Here is a 15,016-nt window from a genome sequence, read left to right on the forward strand (position 1 = left end):
GCTGCGAAGCCTCGTCTTACCGCGTCAGTAAATCCTCATGGTGGGCTGACGCTACAAAGAGCGCAATTTGCCAGGGAGAAGGGGCGAGCCCCCTACCCCCCGTTGTTTCCATTTCCATTGCCGCCATTACCATTGCCGTTCTCGGCATCCTCGGGGATGTGCTCGACGGAGACCACGTGCTCGTCCTCGGCGGTGTCGAACACGATCACGCCCTGGGTCGAACGGCCGGCAATGCGAATGTCCTCGACCGGGCAGCGGATGAGCTGGCCCTTGTCGGTGACCAGCATGATCTGGTCGGAATCCTCGACCGGGAACGAGGCGATGAGCTTGCCGTTGCGCTCATTGACCGACATCGCGACGATGCCTTTGCCGCCGCGACCGGTGGTGCGGTATTCGTACGACGAGGACCGTTTGCCATAGCCGTTCTCGCTGATGGTCAGCACGAACTGCTCGGCCGCGGACATCTCGACGTAGCGCTGCTCGCCAAGCTCCATGGTGCCGCTGGCGTCCTCGGCATCCCCGCCCGCCTCTTCCTCGACGCCGCCGCGGCGCACCGCATTGGCGCGGCGCAGATAGGCCGCGCGCTCCTCGGAGTCAGCGTCCATGTGGCGGAGGATGGAGAGCGAGATCACCTTGTCGTTCTCGGCCAGCGCGATGCCGCGCACGCCCATCGAGGTGCGGCCGGTAAAGACACGCACGTCGGTGACCGGGAAGCGGATGCACTGCCCGCCCGCGGCAGTCAGAAGCACGTCGTCCCGCTCCGTGCAGATCTGCACGTCGACGATCGCCTCGCCCTCGTCGAGCTTCATGGCGATGATGCCGGAACGGCGCACGTCGACGAAGTCGGACAGCTTGTTGCGCCGGACATTGCCGCCTGTCGTGGCGAACATCACGTCGAACTGCGCCCAGGAGGATTCATCCTCCGGCAGCGGCATGATCGTGGTGATGCGCTCGCCCTGCTCCAGGGGCAGGATGTTGATCAGCGCCTTACCGCGCGCGTTGGGCGCTGCGACCGGCAGCCGCCAGACCTTTTCCTTGTAGACCTGGCCGCGTGAGGAGAAGAACAGCACCGGCGTATGGGTCGAGGCTACGAACAGGCGGCTGACGAAATCCTCTTCGCGGGTCTGCATGCCGGCCCGGCCTTTGCCGCCGCGGCGCTGCGCGCGATAGGCCGACAGCGGCACGCGCTTGGCATAGCCCGCATGCGAAACCGTGACCACCATATCCTCGCGCTGGATCAGGTCCTCGTCTTCGACCTCGCCTTCCTGCTCGATGATCGTTGTCTTGCGCGCCGTGGCGAACTCTTCCTTGATCGCGGCGAGTTCGGTCTTGATGATTGCCTGCACGCGCGCACGCGAGCGCAGAATGTCGAGATAATCGTTGATCTCGGCCTTCAGCTTGTCCAACTCGTCCGAGATTTCCTCCCGGCCGAGCGCGGTCAGGCGCTGCAGACGCAAATCGAGGATCGCCCTGGCCTGCTCCAGCGAGAGCCGGATCGTACCGTCGGGCGAGAGCCGGTGGCGCGGATCGTCGATCAGCGTGAGCATCGCCTCGACGTCCCGCGCCGGCCAGTCGCGCGACATCAACGTCTCGCGCGCGGCTTCGGGATTTGGCGACGTGCGGATCACGCGGATGATCTCGTCGATGTTGGCAACCGCAATGGCGAGACCGACCAGGATGTGGGCACGGTCGCGCGCTTTGGCGAGCAGGAATTTGGTGCGGCGTGTCACCACCTGTTCGCGGAAATTGACGAAGACCGTCAGCAGGTCCTTCAGATTCATCGTCTGCGGCCGGCCGCCGTCGAGCGCCAACATATTGGCGGGGAAACTCGTTTGCAGCGGCGTGAACTTGTAGAGCTGGTTCAACACCACGTCGGCCATGGCATCCCGCTTCAGCTCGATCACGACACGAAAGCCCTCGCGGTCGGATTCGTCGCGCAGGTCGGCGATGCCGTCGATCTTCTTCTCGCGCACCAGATCGGCGATGCGCTCGACCATGGTCGCCTTGTTGATCTGGTAGGGGATCTCCGTGACGATGATCGCCTCGCGATCCTTCCGGATCGTGTCGATCGTCACCTTGCCCCGCATCACGATCGAGCCGCGACCGAGATGATAGGCGGAGCGGATGCCCTGGCGGCCCAGAATGATGCCGCCGGTCGGGAAGTCCGGTCCGGGAATGATGCTGATCAGCTCGTCGATCGTGAGCGACGGATTGTCGATCAGCGCCACGCAGGCGTCGATCACTTCGCCGAGATTGTGCGGCGGAATATTGGTCGCCATGCCGACGGCGATGCCGCCGGCGCCGTTGACAAGAAGGTTCGGAAATTTTGCCGGAAGGACCGACGGTTCCTTATCCGAGTTGTCGTAGTTGGGCTGAAAGTCGACCGTGTCCTTGTCGATGTCATCGAGAAGCGGAATGGCGGATCGATCCAGGCGCGCTTCCGTGTAACGATAAGCCGCGGGCGGATCACCGTCGACCGAACCGAAGTTGCCCTGGCCATCGATCAACGGCACGCGCATGGAAAAATCCTGCGCCATGCGGACCATCGCGTCGTAAATCGATTGGTCGCCGTGTGGGTGATATTTACCGATGACGTCGCCGACGACGCGCGCGGATTTGACGTATTTCTTTTCCGGCGTGTGCCCCTGCTCGTACATCGAGTAGAGGATGCGGCGATGCACCGGCTTCAACCCGTCGCGCGCATCGGGCAGCGCACGCGCCACGATTACGCTCATGGCGTAATCGAGGTAGGAGCGTTTCATCTCATCGAGAATGGAAACGGGACGAATGTCGGAAGGTCCCGACGGCTCGCCGGGCTTGTTATCTTCAGGTTCAGACAAGGGGAAATCCGGTCAGTCTTTAGCTAAGAATCATATAGCGCATGGGGGCAGTTTTCACCACCCCCAACCGACCCGAGAGGATCGTTTTTCTCTTCGTTTTTCCAGTTACTTACGGGGCGATCAGGCCCCCTCATCGACGACCCGCAGCCGGGCTTTTCCTGGCGCCTCGTTTCAGGGGCCGAACACCACCTGATGCATGATGCGCCCGGGCAGAAGCGTGAACAGGCCGGCGACGACCAGCGCGCCCGAAAACAGCATGATCATCGACCTGCGATGCGCCCCGACCTCATGACGGCGGGCCTTCCAGACCGCAAACGGAAGCACGGCGAGCGTGAAGATCGAGAGCAAGTGGATCGGGCTGAAGGGGCCGCGCAAGCGAAGCTCGTGAATCCAGAACGAGCTGATCGCAACCATCCCCATCAGCGCCACCCAGATCCATCCCAAGGTCCGATGCGGCAAGGTGCCCTTGGGCGCCGCAAGCTGCACCACGCCGAGCACGAAGGCCGCCATCGCCGCCGACGCGTGAAGCGGGATCGCAGGCGCGGCCTCGAGCAGTGGCGCAAGACTCAATCAAGCCTCATGCGGCGCTCAGAACGGGATGTCGTCATCCATGTCGCTGTTGCGGGCGCCGGCCGGCACGGCGCGACGCGGCGCAGGACCAGAGGACGACGGTCCGATCGCTCCGAAATCGCCACCCGTATCGTCGGCGCCAAAGCTTCCGCCGCCGCCGCGGCCATCAAGCATGGTCAGGTTGGAATTGAAGCCCTGCAGCACGACTTCGGTGGTGTATTTCTCGGCGCCGCTCTGGTCGGTCCATTTGCGCGTCTGCAGTTGCCCCTCGACGTAAACCTTGGCGCCTTTCTTCAGATATTGCTCGGCAACCTTGGCAAGCCCTTCGTTGAAGATCACCACCCGGTGCCACTCGGTCTTTTCCTTGCGCTCGCCGGTCGCCCGGTCGCGCCAGGTCTCCGAGGTCGCTACGCTCAAATTGGCGATCGGCCGGCCATCCTGGGTCCGCCGAATCTCCGGATCCTTGCCAAGATTTCCGACCAGGATCACCTTGTTCACGCTTCCCGCCATCGCCACTCTCCACGCTGAAAAATCGGAAGGCTCGGCCGGCACCGGCCTGCCCTAAGCCGCCGACCCTATACGCTTGCAGCGCGCTTAAGCCCGGCCATTCCTGAATTTATCCCCATATATAGCACCGCCGCAGGCCATGTTCCAGTTTTGTTCCAGGAAACGGGACCCCAATGCGGTCCGCGTCCGCCTTCTCGAAGAGCCTTCCCCCAAACGGCCGGCAGCCACCCTCCGCATGCCGCGCAAGGCACCGAAAAACCATGGATGTCCATTAGCTTAGCCACTGCGCAGTTCTCCACCGAGTGTTGCATTTCAGAGACGGCATTTCCGGTTCAATAGGGATATATACCGGCTGAGTTTGGATCGCATGGGCGGTCGCGACTGCTATTTGAGGGCGCTTCTGGGGAACTTAGGGAAGCGTAGGGTCCGGGGACGGTACGATGAAAGGGATTTTGCTGGGTGCGGTCGGGTTGATCGCATTGAGCGCTGCGGCTCCGGCGAGCGCAGCGGATCTTGCCGCACGGCCCTACACCAAGGCTCCCCCGATGGTGGCCGCGATCTATGATTGGAGCGGCTTTTACATCGGCATCAACGGCGGTGGTGGCTGGAGCCACAATTGCTGGACCAACACCGCGACCCCCGCAGGCGCGACCGTTCCGACCGTTTCGGAAGGCTGTCATGACGCCAGCGGCGGCATGGTCGGCGGCCAGATCGGCTATCGCTGGCAGGCGGCCAACTGGGTGTTCGGCGTCGAGGGCCAGGGTGACTGGGCCGACTTCAAGGGATCGAACGTCAGCGTCGCCTCACCGATCTTCGGGTTTGCCGCCACGAACCAGACCAAGGTCGATGCTGTCGGTTTGATCACCGGCCAGGTCGGCTACGCCTGGAGCAATGTGCTCTGGTACGTGAAGGGCGGCGCCGCCGTGACCCACAATAAGTACCAAGGCCTCCTGACTGCGACTGGCACGGTGTTCGACCGGGCTGACGAGGCCCGTTGGGGCGGCGCGATCGGAACCGGCGTTGAGGTCGGCTTCGCACCGAACTGGTCGGTTGGCGTCGAATACGACCATCTCTTCATGGGCCGCCAGACCTTTACGCTCACGGCTCCTGCCGGCGCGTTCTCGCGCACCGATAGCATCAAGCAGGACGTCGACATGGCAACCGTCCGGGTGAACTACCGCTGGGGCGGTCCTGTCGTCGGAAGGTACTGATCCTCGCCGACAGTTCGACTAAATTGCTCTAAAAAGGCCGGCTTTTTGCCGGCCTTTTTGTTGCCTGTCCGCAACAGTCCGATCGAGCCAGCCCGGATTCTCATCAACCAGCGCTTAACCACTGTGCATTTGTGAAACACCTGCGTTTTTTTGGTGACGGCATTTTGCAATCCGCTTCGCTATAGCTTGCTGCGGTTCAATTGATTCCGCTGCTGGTTGCGGCCGGTGGCCTTAAGAAAATGGATTGGAGAAGAAAATGAAAAAGGCTTTGCTGGTCGGCGTGAGTTTGGCGGCTATGGGGATTGCCCCGGCCGTTGCGGCGGACCTGGCTGCGCGTCCCTACACCAAGGCGCCCGCGCTGGCGCCCGTTTACAATTGGGGCGGCTTCTACATCGGCATCAACGGCGGCGGCGCCTCGAGCCACAATTGCTGGGACACGACCGCCATCGCCGGCGTCGCTGTGCCCGTGACCCGCGAAGGCTGCCATGATGCGACCGGCGGTCTCGTTGGCGGTCAGATCGGCTACCGGTGGCAGGCGGCGAGCTGGGTCTTCGGCGTGGAAGCTCAGGGCGACTGGGCGGACCTGAAGGGATCGAATGTGAGTTCGCCCGCTGCTTTTGCGCCCCTGGTCAACCAGACCAAGATCGATGCGATTGGCCTCTTCACCGGTCAGGTCGGCTATGCCTGGAACAACGTGCTCTGGTACGTGAAGGGCGGCGCTGCCGTGACCAACAACAAGTACAACGGCCTGTCGGGCGGCGTTGTGTTCGATCAGGCCAGCGAGACCCGCTGGGGCGGCGCTGTCGGAACCGGCATCGAGATTGGCTTCGCGCCGGGCTGGTCCGTTGGCGTCGAATACAACCACCTGTTCATGGGCAGCAGCAGCATCAACTTCAATTCGCCCGTGCTCCTTGGTATCAACACCCGCACCGACAGCATCAAGCAGGATGTCGACATGGGCACGGTCCGCGTGAACTACACCTTCGGCGGTCCGGTGGTCGCGCGCTACTGATCCTCGCAAGCTTCTGAATGGGAAAGGCCGGCCACGCGCCGGCCTTTTTGTTTGCGCGCGTTCCTGCTGCCGGCTGCCGCCATTGCCCTTTACGGAAACGTGGAAACCGTTGATGGTCTGCACACGGCACTGGAAATTCCTTGTCGTTCTTCCTATGTTCCGAGCTTCACCCATCGGCGTCAGATCTCGGCTCACGCAGCGAGGCGCGCCTTGAACCTGCGCTGCTCACGCGCCCGGAATTGCCACCATGGATGAAATCCTCAAAGCGCGACGGCAACAGAATGCGAGCTCCTTACGCGCAATCACCATCCGCGGCGCGCGCGAGCACAACCTGAAAAACATCGACGTCGAGATCCCGCGCGACAAGCTCGTCGTGTTCACCGGCCTCTCCGGCTCCGGCAAATCCTCCCTCGCGTTCGACACCATCTATGCCGAGGGCCAGCGCCGCTACGTGGAATCGCTGTCGGCCTATGCGCGGCAATTCCTGGAGATGATGCAGAAGCCCGACGTCGACCAGATCGACGGCCTGTCGCCTGCGATCTCGATCGAACAGAAGACCACCTCGAAGAATCCGCGCTCCACCGTCGGCACCGTCACGGAGATCTACGACTACATGCGCCTGCTCTGGGCGCGCGTCGGCGTGCCCTATTCGCCGGCCACCGGCCTGCCGATCGAAAGCCAGACCGTATCGCAAATGGTCGACCGCGTGCTGGCGCTGCCGGAGGGCACGCGGCTCTATCTGCTCGCGCCGGTCGTGCGTGGCCGCAAGGGCGAGTACAAGAAGGAACTCGCCGAATACCTCAAAAAGGGTTTCCAGCGCGTCAAGATCGACGGCACCTTCTATGAGCTCGCCGAGGCGCCGAACCTGGATAAGAAATTCCCGCACGACATCGACGTCGTGGTCGACCGCATCGTGGTGCGCCCCGACATCGGCCAGCGCCTCGCGGAGAGCTTTGAAACCGCGCTGAAGCTCGCCGAAGGCCTCGCGGTCATCGAATATGCCGACGCGCCGGCGGCGCCGGTCGAAGAGAAGAAGAAGACCGCAAAGATCCACGACAAGAGCGGGCCCGAGCGCATCCTGTTCTCGGAAAAGTTCGCCTGCCCCGTTTCCGGCTTCACCATTCCCGAGATCGAGCCGCGGCTGTTCTCCTTCAACAACCCCTATGGCGCCTGCCCGGCCTGCGGCGGGCTCGGTGTCGAGCAGCACGTCGACGAAGACCTCGTGATCCCGGACAAGGAGCTCACGCTTCGCAAGGGCGCGATCGCGCCCTGGGCCAAATCGTCTTCGCCCTATTACATCCAGACGCTGACCGCGCTCGGCAAGCACTACAAGTTCACGCTCGACACCAAGTGGAAGGAGCTGCCGAAGAAGGTGCAGAACGCGCTGCTGCACGGCTCCGGCGACGACGAGATCAAATTCTCCTACGAGGACGGCGTGCGCTCCTACGACACCAAGAAGCCGTTCGAGGGCGTGATCACCAACATCAACCGCCGCTATCGCGAGACCGAGAGCGAGTGGGCGCGCGAAGAGCTGGCAAAGTATTTTGCCGATGTGCCGTGTGAAGCCTGCAATGGCTATCGCCTGAAGCCCGAGGCTTTGTGCGTCAAGGTTGGCGGCAAGCATATCGGCGAGATCTCCGAGTTCTCGGTCAAGCGCGCTGCCGAATGGTTCGAGGACGTGCCGGCCGCGCTGAACGCGCAGCAAAACGAGATCGCCACGCGCGTCCTGAAGGAGATCCGTGAACGCCTCACGTTTCTGATCGACGTCGGCCTCAATTACCTGACGCTGTCGCGCTCCTCCGGCACGCTGTCCGGCGGCGAAAGCCAGCGCATTCGGCTGGCCTCACAGATCGGTTCGGGGCTGACAGGCGTGCTCTATGTGCTGGACGAGCCCTCGATCGGGCTGCACCAGCGCGACAATGCGCGCCTGCTCGATACGCTGAAACGCCTGCGCGACCTCGGCAACACCGTGATCGTGGTCGAGCATGACGAGGACGCCATCCGCCTCGCGGACCACGTGCTCGACATCGGCCCGGGCGCCGGCATGCATGGCGGCAACATCGTCGCACAAGGCACGCCGGCTGAGATCATGCGCAATCCGAAGTCGCTGACCGGCAAATATCTCACCGGCGAACAGTTCGTGGCAGTGCCGGAGCGGCGGCCGCCCAACCATCGCCGCACCATCAAGGTGGTGAACGCGCGCGGCAACAATTTGAAGAACGTCACCGCGGAGATTCCGCTGGGGCTGTTCACCTGCATCACCGGCGTTTCCGGCGGCGGCAAGTCGACGCTTTTGATCGACACGCTCTACAAGGCGATCGCCCGCAAGCTCAACAATGCGAGCGAGGGCGCTGCGCCGCACGACCGCATCGAGGGGCTGGAGCATATCGACAAGATCATCGACATAGACCAGTCGCCGATCGGCCGCACGCCGCGCTCCAACCCCGCAACCTATACCGGCGCCTTCACGCCGATCCGCGAATGGTTTGCCGGCCTACCCGAGGCGAAGGCGCGCGGTTATGAGCCCGGGCGCTTCTCCTTCAACGTCAAGGGCGGCCGCTGCGAGGCCTGCCAAGGCGACGGCGTCATCAAGATCGAGATGCACTTTTTGCCCGACGTCTACGTCACCTGTGACGTCTGCAAGGGCAAGCGCTACAACCGCGAGACGCTGGAGGTGCTGTTCAAGGGCAAGTCGATTGCCGACGTGCTTGACATGACCGTTGAAGAAGCCGCCGAGTTCTTCAAGGCGGTCCCGCGCGTGCGCGACACCTTCCGGACCCTGCACCGCGTCGGCCTCGACTACATCCATGTCGGCCAGCAGGCCACCACGCTCTCAGGCGGTGAGGCCCAACGCGTCAAGCTCGCGAAAGAACTCTCCAAGCGCGCGACGGGCCGCACGCTCTACATTCTGGACGAGCCGACCACGGGCCTGCACTTCCACGACGTCAAGAAGCTGCTCGAAGTGCTGCACGAACTGGTCGCGCAAGGCAACACGGTCGTGGTCATCGAGCACAATCTCGAAGTCATCAAAACCGCCGATTGGGTGATCGACCTCGGCCCCGAAGGCGGCGACGGCGGCGGCGAAATCGTCGCCTGGGGCCCGCCGGAAGATATCGTCAAGGCACCGCGGAGCTATACGGGGCAGTTTTTGGCCCCGGTGCTCGCGAAGGCGAACAAGCCGCGGAAGGCGGGTGGGGCGAGCGAGGCGGCGGAGTAATCGTGCCAAAGCGGGGAAGGCGGCAAGATGTCCACGCCTGTCAACACTGTGGCAGGCATCTGAAGGACGGTGAAGTCGAATTTGACCACATCATACCGATCGCAAAGGTCGGCAGTTCTGAGGAGCACAACATCCGGCTTACATGCTTTGATTGCAATCGCGACAAGAGTGACGAATACGTGCCCTGACACGATAGAAATTCGCCACCCGTACGATAGGTAGAGCGCAGCGAAACCCATCGCGCCGCCGCGCAAAGATGGTGGGTTTCGCTAACGCTCAACCCACCCTACGATCCCGTTACGCCGCCCGCTCAATCCCCGTCACCACCCCCTTCCCCCGCACCTCCGCCTCCTCGAATTCCGCAGCGACAATGGCCCGATCCAGCGCGGCGCGCAGCTCCTTCGCGGTCTCCAGCGTCAGTTCGAGCCCGGCGCGCGCGCCGGGCTCCAGGCTCGTGTTGATGAAGTCGAGCGTGATCACGTCGCCCTCCGGCGCGTGACGGGCGTGGTCGTAGGCGACCACGCTGTGCGTGAGCGGGAACCATTCGTCGCCGCGCTTGGCCATGCCACAGGCAGCCGCGATCTCGATGATGGACGTGCACATAGCAACCTCCTCACTTCGCCAGATGCTTGCCGAAGAAGCCGAAGACCTTGCTCCAGGCATCCATGCACTGCTCCACCCGGTACAGCGGCCGGTGCCAATAGAAAAAGCCGTGACCCGCACCGTCGTAGCGATGGAATTCGTAAGTCTTACCGAGCTTCTTCAGCTCTGCCTCGTGCTGGTTCACCTGCTCCGGGCTCGGTGCGCGATCGTCGTTGCCGAAGATGCCGATCAGCGGACAGCAGAGGTCCTTGGTCATATCGATCGGCGCCACCGGCGTCTTGTCGTTGAGCTCGTCCTTGCCCATCACTACGCGGCCGCCCCACAGCTCGGCGCAGGCGTCGACGTCCTTTCGCTGGCAGGCATAGATGAAGGCGTGCCGGCCCCCGGAGCAGGAGCCGAACAGGCCGACCTTGCCGTTGTGATTTGCTTGCGCGCGCATCCACTTCACGGCGGCCTCGGTGTCGCCCACCATCTGGGCGTCGGGAATACCGCCCTCGGCACGCACCTTGGCGGCGACGTCGTCCGGATTGCCATCGCCCGCGCGTTGATAGAGATTGGCACAGATCGCGAGATAGCCGTGATGCGCGAAGCGCCGTGTCGTCTCGATGTAAAACTCGCTCCAGCCTGGCATGTGGTGGACCAACACCACGCCCGGAAACGGTCCGGCGCCGGACGGTTTTGCGACATAGGCGGTAATCGGCGTCCCCTTGTCGCCTTTGATCGTAACGTTTTCGCAGGTCATGCCTCGGTAAAATGACATCGTCTTGCTCCAGCCGCGTTAGCCGTTGATCGGCATTGCAGGTCACCTGCCCGTATCGGTTGTACGGAAAGTGTGAAAGACGGAACAGTCTACTCCACCGCCTTTCTTATAAAAGGCGCATTGTACGTTTGCCATGTATCTCTGCCCTGCTCGCATTTCATGCCCTATTCCTTTGTCATATTCGATCTCGACGGCACGCTGGCCGACAGCTTTCCGTGGTTTCGGCGCCATGTGAACGGATTCGCCGACCGCTACGGCTTCCGTCGCGTTGCGGACGAAGACGTGGAGTCGCTGCGCCACGCCGGCTCGCGCGAAATCCTCGATCATCTCCAGGTCCCGCTCTGGAAGCTGCCCCTGATCGCTCGCCACATGCGGCGGCTGAAGGGGCTGCATATCGCCGACATCCCGCTATTTGACGGCGCGGAGCTGATGCTGCGCAATCTCGCGGAGGGCGGCTTCCGCCTTGCGCTGGTCAGTTCGGACAGCGAAGCAAATGCGCGCACCCAGCTCGGCCAAGCTGCCGCGCTGTTTTCGCATTTCGATTGCGGTGCCTCGATTTTCGGCAAGGCCGCCAAGTTTCGGCGGGTGATGGGACGGGCCGGCGTCAAGCCGTCGCAGGTGATCGCGATCGGCGACGAAATTCGCGACATCGAAGCCGCCCGCGCCGCAGGCATCGCCTGCGGCGCTGTTCTCTGGGGGTTTGCCGCGCCGAAGGCACTGCGTGCTCTTGCGCCCGACCTGACGTTCGAGCGCATGGAGGACATTGCGCGCGAATTGGGCGCTGCGCGTGGGACGCAATAGCGCGGCAACCCGCATCCTACCGCCGCAGAAAAGCCCCGAACGCCCGCGGTCCGTCGCCAACCTTGATCTCCGCCGTCACCTTCAGCTCGGCCGCATCGATGATGCTGAGCGTATTGCTCTCCCAGTTCGCCACGACGATGCGCCGCGCGTCCGCGGTTGCGGCGATGCCTTCGGGATAGTCGCCCACGCTGATGCGCTTGATCGGCGCCAGAGCGGTCAGATCGAACACACTGACCGTGCCGTCATATTGGTCGGTCACGAAGCCGCGTCCGGCCGCCAGCGCCACCGCATAGGGACGCAGCCCGACCTTCACGCGACCGATCTCGCGCGCTTCGGCGATATCGATCACCGATACGTCGTTGGATCCGACATTCGCCGCATAGGCCCGCCCGCCTTCCGCATCGATGGTGACGCCGAACGGGCGCGTCCCGACCTTAACGACAGCCCGCCGTTCCCGCGTCGCGGTGTCGATGATCGAGACGCTGTCATCATCCCGGTCCGCAGAGAGCAGAAGCCGCCCGTCGGGCGTCACCGCAAGCCCGGATGGGGAGGCGCCGACCGCGATGCTCGCAGCAACCCGCTGGCCCTCGGGATCGACGACGCGCACGGCCGCGGCATACCAGTCGGCCACATAGACCGTGGCGCCGTTCGGAGCGGCCGCCACGCCAAGCGGACCGCCACCGACCTCGATCCGGCCGATCACACGACGTGCTGCGGCGTCGATCACCGTCAAGACCTTGCTGTCGGGACTGGTCACGTAGGCGAAGCGTCCGTCCGGCGTGACCGCAATACCCGCCGGCTTGCCGCCGATCGCAATGGTCGCGATCGGCTGCGATGTTCCGAGGTCCACGACCGTGAGGTTGTCACTGAGCTGATTGGTGACAAAGGCCTCCTCGGCGGAAGCCGGACTGATGCTGGCGACCACCGCCGCCAGAACGATGGCCCGCACGATCAGCTTCCGCTCTCGATCTTCTTTTTCAGCGCCTCCAGGCCCGTGCGATACAGCCCGCTCACCGCCTTCATCGCAGCCTCGTCGTTCAGCTCCGGCGGCGGGTCGTTGTTGGGATAGCCGCGATAGAACGCGCCGGCCCACTCCAAAAGGGTCGTCTTGCCGTCGGCGCCTGGCGATACCGTCAGGGTCGAGGAGTAGTTGGTGACCGGCAGCACCTTCACGTCGACCGTGGTAATGCGGTACGAGTAGGTCATCTTCTCGGCATCATACTTGTAGAGCTCCTCGTCGATGGTCGCGCCGGTGGACAGCGTCAGCCGCCGCGTGGCGCCGATCTCGTTACCCTTGTCACCCTCGGTCTTGCTGACCGGCTGCAACCAGTTCATGTCCTGAAAATTGCCAATCACCGCCCACACCTTCGCAGGCGGTGCATTGATCTCGATCGATTCGTTCACCTTCCGGCGGGTCGGCCCATGGGCCCAGGCGGTCCCCAGCACGGCCAGCACCCCCAGCGCAGCCGCGACCGTCGCGATCGTTACCCTCATATGTCGTGTCCTCACAGCTTTTGTTGGTCCACGCAAATGATGCGTGGCGGTCCATCCTAGAGCACGAGCGGGAAAGGAGGGTACCGGTTTTTTTAAGGCAATCGCAGACTGACGAGCGTAGCCCGCATGAGCGGCAGAGATACGGTCGAGCCGGACGATGACGGGCGATTTGCCGTTTGAAACTTGAATCAGGAAGCTTCAATACATCGTCCCGGCGAAAGCCGCGACCCATACCGCGGAATCTGCGTTGAGGCCCGGATGGTAGACGAACATTCGTAACAACAAAGGCCTGCGGTGAGAGCTCCTGGCTTTCGCCAGGACGACGATGCTGTTGGCCTGTTTGAAGACGCCCCTATCCGCGCGCTCACTCCGCAAGCACGGCTTCCACAAATCCCTTGGGGTCCTCGCAGAATTCGCGCATGGCCTTGTAGTGATCAGTCTGCTCGAGCGTGGTCGGCTCCAGCCCGTGCTTGGTGAGGCGCAACAGGGTCGCGTTCGGATAGGCCATCAGAACCGGCGAGTGTGTGGCCATGATCACCTGGCAATGGCCAATGTCGTCCATCCGCCGCAGCAGCTTCAGAAACTCGATCTGGCGAGATGGCGACAGCGCCGACTCCGGCTCGTCAAAAATGAAGATGCCCTGCCGCTGGCAGCGCTCGTTGAAGAAGCGCAAGAAGCCCTCGCCGTGCGAATGCGAGAGGAAGTCGGGCGGCGGCGGGTTAAATGGGTCCTCGAGAGCTGCCTTATCCAAATATCGCGCGACCGAGAAAAAACTCTCGGCGCGAAAGAACCAGCCATTGGTGATTTTCGGCAGCCAACTCGCGCGAAGCGCATCGGAGAGTTCGCCGCCCATGACTTCGATCGCATTGGAATGATCGACCGGCATGTAGCCCTTGCCCCCGCCCGCTTCATCGTAGCCCGCGAGCGCCGCGATGCCCTCAAGCAGCGTCGATTTGCCGGTCCCGTTTTCGCCGACGATGATGGTGATGGCGCGTTCGAATCGGAGCTCGAATTCGTCACGCAGAAAGGGCAGACAAAACGGATAGGCCTCGCGATCGGAAATGCGCGAGACGTCGAGCCAGAGCCGCCTGAGATAAGGCGCCGGCATCCGGATGTCGCGCTTTTTCGGTCGCCAGCCCATGCTTCCCCAATCCAGATGATCAGTGCCTGCGCAAACTCGATTTCATTCCGCCAGCGCAGCCTCGACGAAGCCCGTCGGATCCTCGCAGAACTCGCGCATCACCTTGAAATGGTCCGTCTGCCGCACCATCACGGGCTCGAGCCCGTATTTCGAGAGGCGCAGCAGCCTCGCATTGGGATAGGCCATCAGCATCGGCGAATGCGTGGCCATGATGATCTGGCAACGACCTGACTCGTCCATGCGCTGCATCAGCTTCAAGAACTCCATCTGGCGCGCCGGCGACAGCGCCGACTCCGGTTCATCGAAGATGTAGATGCCCTGGCGCTGGCAGCGCTCATTGAAGAAGCGCAGAAAACCTTCCCCGTGAGAATACGACAGAAAATCAGGCGGCTCTGCACTGACGGCGTCCAGATATCTGGCTACGGAGAAAAACGTCTCGGCGCGGAAGAACCAGCCCTTGGTGACCTTCGGCAGCCAGGCGGCACGAAGTGCCTCCGACAAATCACCGCCCATCACTTCAAGAGCATTGGAATGGTCGACCGTACTGTATCCCTTACCGCCACCCGCACCATCATAGCCAGCCAGCTCCGCGATACCCTCGAGCAGCGTGGATTTACCGGCCCCGTTCTCCCCCACGATAATGGTAATGGCGCGGTCGAAGCGGATCTCGAAGTCGTCGTGCAGGAAGGGAAGACAGAACGGATAGGCCTCGCGATCAGGAATGGACGCCGGATCAAGCCAAAGCCGCTTCAGATAGGGCGCCGGCAGATTGGTGTCGCGCTGCTTCCTCGAACTCATGAACTCAAAGCCCCCACGCATTCGCAATGCTCAGCCCGAGCTTGTGGCACATTCCCGTGAAC

At 62.8% G+C, this 15,016-nt stretch carries 14 protein-coding genes; 5 read left to right on the forward strand and 9 right to left on the reverse strand.

Annotation, left to right across the window (positions count from 1 at the left end; genetic code table 11):
- Positions 1-92: 92 nt before the first annotated feature.
- The 3 genes from gyrA to P6U23_RS21405 all read right to left on the reverse strand — a co-directional run bounded on the left by gyrA (position 93) and on the right by P6U23_RS21405 (position 3,920).
- On the reverse strand, positions 93-2,840 hold the full coding sequence (gyrA, locus tag P6U23_RS21395; protein WP_407174581.1) for a DNA gyrase subunit A: 2,748 nt from the start codon (positions 2,838-2,840) through the stop codon (positions 93-95).
- A gap of 171 nt (positions 2,841-3,011) precedes the next feature.
- A complete protein-coding gene (locus tag P6U23_RS21400) occupies positions 3,012-3,410 on the reverse strand; it encodes a DUF2306 domain-containing protein (RefSeq protein WP_407174582.1) in 399 nt (132 codons plus the stop codon).
- An 18-nt stretch (positions 3,411-3,428) separates the two neighbouring features.
- The gene (locus P6U23_RS21405; protein ID WP_024507035.1) at positions 3,429-3,920 is read right to left on the reverse strand and encodes a single-stranded DNA-binding protein; all 492 of its coding nucleotides are present in this window, start codon (positions 3,918-3,920) and stop codon (positions 3,429-3,431) included.
- A gap of 437 nt (positions 3,921-4,357) precedes the next feature.
- Between P6U23_RS21405 and P6U23_RS21410 the strand changes: the two genes are divergently transcribed.
- The 4 genes from P6U23_RS21410 (at position 4,358) to P6U23_RS21425 (ending at position 9,545) form a co-directional block, all read left to right on the forward strand.
- Complete coding sequence (locus P6U23_RS21410) at positions 4,358-5,128, forward strand: outer membrane protein (protein WP_407174583.1); 771 nt, start codon at positions 4,358-4,360, stop codon at positions 5,126-5,128.
- A 256-nt stretch (positions 5,129-5,384) separates the two neighbouring features.
- Entirely contained in the window at positions 5,385-6,140 is a 756-nt protein-coding gene (locus P6U23_RS21415) for an outer membrane protein (RefSeq protein ID WP_407174584.1), read from the forward strand.
- Positions 6,141-6,387: 247 nt separating this feature from the next.
- On the forward strand, positions 6,388-9,357 hold the full coding sequence (gene uvrA, locus P6U23_RS21420; RefSeq protein WP_407174585.1) for an excinuclease ABC subunit UvrA: 2,970 nt from the start codon (positions 6,388-6,390) through the stop codon (positions 9,355-9,357).
- A 2-nt stretch (positions 9,358-9,359) separates the two neighbouring features.
- Positions 9,360-9,545 (forward strand): HNH endonuclease, encoded by a 186-nt coding sequence (locus P6U23_RS21425; protein WP_407174586.1) that lies wholly within the window; start codon positions 9,360-9,362, stop codon positions 9,543-9,545.
- Positions 9,546-9,654: 109 nt separating this feature from the next.
- Here the strand turns inward: P6U23_RS21425 and P6U23_RS21430 are convergent, their stop codons facing one another.
- Positions 9,655-9,960, reverse strand: coding sequence for a DUF6295 family protein (locus tag P6U23_RS21430; RefSeq protein ID WP_407174587.1), 306 nt, complete (start codon positions 9,958-9,960; stop codon positions 9,655-9,657).
- Positions 9,961-9,970: 10 nt separating this feature from the next.
- On the reverse strand, positions 9,971-10,720 hold the full coding sequence (locus P6U23_RS21435) for a dienelactone hydrolase family protein (protein WP_407174588.1): 750 nt from the start codon (positions 10,718-10,720) through the stop codon (positions 9,971-9,973).
- 159 nt (positions 10,721-10,879) lie between these two features.
- Between P6U23_RS21435 and P6U23_RS21440 the strand changes: the two genes are divergently transcribed.
- Positions 10,880-11,521 (forward strand): HAD-IA family hydrolase, encoded by a 642-nt coding sequence (locus P6U23_RS21440; RefSeq protein WP_407174589.1) that lies wholly within the window; start codon positions 10,880-10,882, stop codon positions 11,519-11,521.
- Positions 11,522-11,537: 16 nt separating this feature from the next.
- Here P6U23_RS21440 and P6U23_RS21445 read toward each other — a convergent pair whose 3' ends face one another.
- The 4 genes from P6U23_RS21445 to P6U23_RS21460 form a co-directional block, all read right to left on the reverse strand.
- Positions 11,538-12,470: a YncE family protein gene (locus tag P6U23_RS21445; RefSeq protein ID WP_407174590.1), complete on the reverse strand. Its 933-nt coding sequence runs from the start codon at positions 12,468-12,470 to the stop codon at positions 11,538-11,540.
- 2 nt (positions 12,471-12,472) lie between these two features.
- Positions 12,473-13,015 (reverse strand): SRPBCC family protein, encoded by a 543-nt coding sequence (locus P6U23_RS21450; protein WP_407174591.1) that lies wholly within the window; start codon positions 13,013-13,015, stop codon positions 12,473-12,475.
- A 364-nt stretch (positions 13,016-13,379) separates the two neighbouring features.
- Entirely contained in the window at positions 13,380-14,156 is a 777-nt protein-coding gene (locus P6U23_RS21455) for an AAA family ATPase (protein ID WP_407174592.1), read from the reverse strand.
- 42 nt (positions 14,157-14,198) lie between these two features.
- Entirely contained in the window at positions 14,199-14,954 is a 756-nt protein-coding gene (locus tag P6U23_RS21460) for an AAA family ATPase (RefSeq protein WP_407174593.1), read from the reverse strand.
- Between the last annotated feature and the right edge of the window lie 62 nt (positions 14,955-15,016).

It is taken from the genome of Bradyrhizobium sp. STM 3562 (assembly GCF_045571435.1).
In the GTDB taxonomy this organism is placed as follows: Bacteria; Pseudomonadota; Alphaproteobacteria; order Rhizobiales; family Xanthobacteraceae; genus Bradyrhizobium.

What these genes read in the sequence shown, in the direction of transcription:
- P6U23_RS21440 (WP_407174589.1), top strand. Translation starts at nt 10,880, where the DNA reads ATGCCCTATTCCTTTGTCATATTCGATCTCGACGGCACGCTGGCCGAC.
- P6U23_RS21455 (WP_407174592.1), bottom strand. Translation starts at nt 14,156, where the DNA reads ATGGGCTGGCGACCGAAAAAGCGCGACATCCGGATGCCGGCGCCTTAT.
- uvrA (WP_407174585.1), top strand. Translation starts at nt 6,388, where the DNA reads ATGGATGAAATCCTCAAAGCGCGACGGCAACAGAATGCGAGCTCCTTA.
- P6U23_RS21405 (WP_024507035.1), bottom strand. Translation starts at nt 3,920, where the DNA reads ATGGCGGGAAGCGTGAACAAGGTGATCCTGGTCGGAAATCTTGGCAAG.
- P6U23_RS21435 (WP_407174588.1), bottom strand. Translation starts at nt 10,720, where the DNA reads ATGTCATTTTACCGAGGCATGACCTGCGAAAACGTTACGATCAAAGGC.
- P6U23_RS21430 (WP_407174587.1), bottom strand. Translation starts at nt 9,960, where the DNA reads ATGTGCACGTCCATCATCGAGATCGCGGCTGCCTGTGGCATGGCCAAG.
- P6U23_RS21415 (WP_407174584.1), top strand. Translation starts at nt 5,385, where the DNA reads ATGAAAAAGGCTTTGCTGGTCGGCGTGAGTTTGGCGGCTATGGGGATT.
- P6U23_RS21450 (WP_407174591.1), bottom strand. Translation starts at nt 13,015, where the DNA reads ATGAGGGTAACGATCGCGACGGTCGCGGCTGCGCTGGGGGTGCTGGCC.
- P6U23_RS21460 (WP_407174593.1), bottom strand. Translation starts at nt 14,954, where the DNA reads ATGAGTTCGAGGAAGCAGCGCGACACCAATCTGCCGGCGCCCTATCTG.
- P6U23_RS21410 (WP_407174583.1), top strand. Translation starts at nt 4,358, where the DNA reads ATGAAAGGGATTTTGCTGGGTGCGGTCGGGTTGATCGCATTGAGCGCT.